Annotated in this window: 6 protein-coding genes and 1 tRNA gene; 5 read left to right on the top strand and 2 right to left on the bottom strand. The window is 63.5% G+C overall.

What is annotated here, in order from left to right; genetic code table 11:
- Positions 1–224 precede the first annotated feature (224 nt).
- From GWP04_12180 to GWP04_12160, 5 genes are all read left to right on the top strand, one after another.
- A complete protein-coding gene (locus tag GWP04_12180) occupies positions 225–686 on the top strand; it encodes a peptidoglycan DD-metalloendopeptidase family protein (protein NIA26302.1) in 462 nt (153 codons plus the stop codon).
- A 41-nt stretch (positions 687–727) separates the two neighbouring features.
- Positions 728–1,297, top strand: a complete 570-nt coding sequence (gene nadD / locus GWP04_12175) for a nicotinate (nicotinamide) nucleotide adenylyltransferase (protein NIA26301.1) — start codon at positions 728–730, stop codon at positions 1,295–1,297.
- On the top strand, positions 1,290–2,546 hold the full coding sequence (locus tag GWP04_12170; GenBank protein NIA26300.1) for a hypothetical protein: 1,257 nt from the start codon (positions 1,290–1,292) through the stop codon (positions 2,544–2,546). Before nadD ends, GWP04_12170 begins: the two co-directional genes overlap by 8 nt.
- A gap of 6 nt (positions 2,547–2,552) precedes the next feature.
- Complete coding sequence (gene rsfS, locus GWP04_12165; protein ID NIA26299.1) at positions 2,553–2,924, top strand: ribosome silencing factor; 372 nt, start codon at positions 2,553–2,555, stop codon at positions 2,922–2,924.
- A 31-nt stretch (positions 2,925–2,955) separates the two neighbouring features.
- Positions 2,956–3,032 (top strand) — tRNA-Ala (locus GWP04_12160).
- Positions 3,033–3,317: 285 nt separating this feature from the next.
- On the opposite strand, the gene GWP04_12155 is transcribed toward GWP04_12160, so the two are convergent.
- The gene (locus GWP04_12155) at positions 3,318–3,788 is read right to left on the bottom strand and encodes a GNAT family N-acetyltransferase (GenBank protein ID NIA26298.1); all 471 of its coding nucleotides are present in this window, start codon (positions 3,786–3,788) and stop codon (positions 3,318–3,320) included.
- 319 nt (positions 3,789–4,107) lie between these two features.
- Positions 4,108–4,670 (bottom strand): hypothetical protein (locus tag GWP04_12150; GenBank protein ID NIA26297.1); only part of this gene is annotated, 563 nt, incomplete at its 5' end.

Raw genomic sequence — 4,670 nt, 5'->3', positions numbered from 1 at the left:
CTGGGGGAGGAAACGGACCCCCTCCGTCCTCGGCCAGAGCGCTGAGGACACCTCCCCCATCGTCGGCCCTGGCGGGCCTCCTGGGGGAGGAAACAGGTGCCATGTATCGCTCAGCGGTCTCCACGTTTGTGGTCTGACTCCCGGCATCGTCCCCCTTCCGTTCACCGGCCCCGACGCGTACGGTTGACCCGGTAGTCGCACGGGAGGGAGCGAAGGGGTGTTCCATGCTGCGAAGCCTGCTGGTGGGTGTCATCGTTCTCTCTGGTGTCGTGCCCAGCGTTTCGTGTGGGGGTGCGATCGTCCCTCCCGCCGGACCGGTCGTTCGCGCGTTCGCTCCTGTCGGTTCGTACGCAGGCCATTGGGGTGCCGACTACGCCATCGAGAGGGGCAGCACGGTCCGCACAGTGGCGGATGGGGTGGTGACCTTCGCTGGTGTAGTGGCCGGAGTTCGCACCGTGACCATCTTTCACGGTGGCTCCCTTCGCACCTCGTATTCGTATCTTGCCTCGATCACCGTTGCAGCAGGGGACCGTCTGCAAGCAGGTGATGCGCTGGGGGAGAGTGGAACCGATCACGGCATCGGTGCTCTTCATCTCTCCTCGAGGGTTGGGAGTCGCTACATTGATCCGGCACTCGTGCTCTCCTGCAGCAAGCGCACGTTGCACTTGATGCCACTCGACAGCTAACACCTACACCGTCGCCGGCTCTGTCGCCTATGCTTTCGGTCGTGCGTAGGGGCTTGCTTGGCGGGACATTTGATCCTCCTCATATAGCCCACCTCGTCGCGGGCGAAGTGGCCTATCGCGATCTCGAACTGGACGTCCTCACTTTCATCCCAGCCGGCCACCCGTGGCAGAAGGCCGGCGGCTCGATGACATCCCCGCAAGACCGCTGGGAAATGACCCGGCTCGCGGTCGAAGGCGTCTCCTACTTCGAAGCCGACGATCGTGAAGTCCGCAGGAGTGGATGGACCTATACGTTCGAGACGCTCACCGAGTATCCCGAGGATGAGCAACTGTTCCTCATCCTCGGTTCGGACGCTGCAAAAGGAATCACGACGTGGCATCGATGGGAAGAGGTGCTCGACCGGGCCGATCTCGCCGTTGCACCCAGGCCGGGAACTTCCAGGGAAGACATCGAACGCGCTGTGCCTCGACCCTTCACCTGGCTCGACATGCCAACGCTCGATGTGAGCGGGACCATGCTTCGGAAACGTGCGAGTTCCGGCCTATCGATACGTTTCATGGTTCGCGAGAACGTGTGGCAGTACATCAACCGGCAGGGTTTGTATGGGTGATCATCGCAAACTGCGCCGCGCTCGCGGACTGGTCATGCGAGTTGGCGGAGGCAGGCGGCGCAGGAGCGGGCTACTGGAGGATCAGGCATCTCCCAGGGAGTTGAACCGTGCGGCTCGAAGGGCCGTTCGCGGGGACGCGCGCAGAAGGATCCTGCTCGCCTTGCTCGGCGCCGTCGGCCTGATCGGTGCCGCCGTCGTCGTCTCGCTGATTCTCGTCTCGCGCCCGGCGGCCGGTCCCCAAGGTGTGATCACACCGACAGCGTCAGGTGCGTCGGTGCTCATCGCCGTGACGGACGACAGCGGAAGGGCAGTCTCCATTGCGCTGATCGGGGCGGACCCGGATGGAGCCAGGATTGCGCTGTTCCCTTCGGGTTTGCTGACCGTACTCCCCGGTTTCGGTGATCGAGAGATCAGCGACTCCACACGGTTCGGTGCTGCCGATCTTCCGGAGTTGACCGTCTCGAATCTGCTGGGTGCCCGGGTGGACGGGAGTGTGCAGATCACCGCGAGGGAACTCACCGGTCTCCTGGGATCGGATGTGACGGTCGATCTGACATCGCCACTCGTGGTCGAGGTTGGTTCGGGCGAAGTCGTCGCGATGGATGTCGGGTCTGCCCTTCGGTCGCCGGAGGAGCTGGAGCGCATCCTCACGGAGCAGGGAACGGGGACCCAACTCGAATGGCTCGATCGTCAAGGATCGGTTTGGAGAGCCATCTTCGCCCAGATGGCCTCGACCCCGGCTCTCGTCGATCAGTTGGTCGGTCGTGTCCTTGGTGACCCGGCCTTGGCTCGTCAGGCGCTGCTCGGTGCGGTCCAATCGAGCGAGCTCCGATTGACCGTTGTACCGGTCGAACGCATCGAGCGCGCAGGGGGTGACTCTGAGCTGTACCAGATCAGCGGGGACGCGGCTGCTGCTTTCACTTCCGAGCGTTTCGCGTACCTGCAATTCACTGCGGAGACCCGACCTCGCGTGGAGGTACTCAACGGGAATGGCCGGATAGGCACGACCCGTCCGGTGGCGGCGGCGCTCATCCGCCACGGGTTCCGTATCGTCCGCACCGACAACGCCGACAAGAGCACCTATGCCGAGACTCGGATCATCGCGCAGGGTCGGGAGCATCAACAGGCTGCCCTGGACGCCAGAGAGGTGTTGGGAAGAGGAGAGGTCGTTGTCGAGGTCCGCCAGCCCAGTGGTGTCGTGGATCTCACTATCATTGTGGGGCAGGACATTCCCGCAGAGGAGGTATGAGCGCTCATCGAGCCTAGGAACGACAGTCGAGAGCTTGCCCGCCTCGTCGCGCAAGTACTCGACGCCAAGAAAGGTATCGACGTCATCCTCCTCGATGTCTCCAAGCTCCTCTGGATCACCGACGTATTCGTGATCGCTTCAGGCACGTCCAACCGTCACGTGCAGAGCCTCGCCGACGAAGTCGAGTTCAGGCTGCACGACGAAGGCCGGCGTCCCCTGCGCACAGAAGGGCGCAAAGAAGCAGAGTGGGTGTTGCTCGATTTCGGGGATTTGGTCGTCCACCTGTTCCAGCCGGCCACCCGTGAGTACTTCAGTCTCGAGCGCCTCTGGGGTGATGCACCCCGTTTGGAGTGGGAGCCCGCGTCGACCGAGGCCTGAGTGCGTCCTGGTACACTCCACGTCCGCACTTGGGGCTGTAGCTCAGCTCGGCAGAGCACTTGCATGGCATGCAAGGGGTCAGGGGTTCAAATCCCCTCAGCTCCACCACCCGAAATCCCTTGTGTTTACAGGGGATTTCGCTAGTTCGGGGTCGCGGCGCGAAACCCCTGAGTCCGTCGAGAGTCCGCGGAAAGTCCGCGAGAGATTCTGGTCAGGGTTCCTCGAAGGGGTCTGTGGGCCCTCAGCCGCGAGCGTGGTGCGGGGCTGCGTGGGCGTTGCCGGCTCACACTCGACGGCCGTTGGTTCAGCGGGTCCTGGCTTCGGAGAACTGGGAAGCCTCAGATCGATGCAGGACCGACTTTGCGCTGCTCAGCCTGGACAATTCCTTACCGTTCAGATCGGCTTCGTGAACCACTCGGTCACGACGGTGCAGCCGCCGGCGGTGAGCATCGTCCGTTTGGGGGTGTCGTCGGGGCCGCAGACGACGACGATCTGTGCCGCGCCTCGAGTCCGGGCCACCTCGGAGACCGCATCCAGGAGGGCACGCCCGACAGACACCCACGCATCGGGCTCGTCCACCATGAAATCGTCGATCACGCAGGTCTTGCCGCCCGGGTCGTAGACCGGAGGCGCATCAATGAGCGTTCCGATGGCGAACCCTCGCACAACGCCATCGTCGTCGTAGACGAGTGATATCGCATCGTCGGTGTCGATCAGATCGGCGATGAACGCGGCATGCTGCTCTCGGGCATCGGCTGCCGGGTTGTGAAAGACGGGGTTGTACTCGGCATACTGTTCGCGTTTGCGCGCCGCCAAGTCTGCGATCGTGCTGACATCGCCGCGTGTTGCGTCTCGAACACTCACCACGCCACGATAGTGACCTGATCCTTCAGAGAGCCAGGCTTTATCAGAGGCTGACGCTATGGCGGTTCGCTGTCCTCAATGTGCGCACTTCGATCTGCCGGATGGGTACACCGTACGGGAGATGCGCAGGGAAGACCTCGAAGCTGTCGGTCGGCTGTACTTCGAGGCGTACGACCCTGGTGTGGCGTGTGCAACGTTGCGAGGAACCAAGCCGACCTGAGCTCTCTGCGTTCTCGATGTCGCAGATCCCGCTCAGCGGTCTCGGGTGGCTGGGCCTCTGCCCAGGAGTCCGGTCGCCGACCTTCTCGTGCTCGCTGCTCTAGCTCCAGCGACCGGTCTTGGGATCCCACTTGCCCACGGCGGTGCCGTCAAGGAGCGGGTTGAGGAACGGCGTCACGACGGCGAGTGCATCGTCCAGTGCGAGCACTGTGTCGAGGAGCGATCGGCCGGCCTCAGCCGCGTAGCCCTTTTCCCAGAGTTCACGATCAGGAACAGAGAACGCATCCGGCAGGTCGATGTCGCGCCGGTCGGCCTCCGACCTGAGCGCTGCGTACTGTTCTGCGGCATCGACGGAAGCCTCTGAGATGATTGCGACGAGGTCCACGAGATCCTTGAATCGGGTTGATGGGACGTGGCTCGCGCCGTAGGTCTGCAGGATCGCGGCCACTTTGTCGGCGATGTGATCGACAAGCGGATAGACGACGTAGCCGTGCTGCTCGACGTCCGGCATGGCGACGCGGGCGAGTGCCGGCACCCGCTCGGGCTGTCCGGTGAGACGGATCTCGGGCCCCACGAGATCGACGTGAAATGCAGACCACACGGTTGCGCCCACCGTTGCCGTTGCCGGTAGACGGACACCGACAGCACCTGCGGTGAGTGTCT

Source organism: Gammaproteobacteria bacterium, assembly GCA_011682695.1.
Lineage (GTDB): Bacteria > Actinomycetota > Acidimicrobiia > Spongiisociales > UBA4744 > BMS3Bbin01.
The sequence above is the reverse complement of the archived record's forward strand: the minus strand, read 5'-3'. Positions and strand labels throughout refer to the sequence as shown.

Bases quoted from the DNA above. Each gene is read 5' to 3' on its own strand.
- GWP04_12180 (NIA26302.1), top strand. From the start codon at position 225: ATGCTGCGAAGCCTGCTGGTGGGTGTCATCGTTCTCTCTGGTGTCGTG.
- GWP04_12170 (NIA26300.1), top strand. From the start codon at position 1,290: ATGGGTGATCATCGCAAACTGCGCCGCGCTCGCGGACTGGTCATGCGA.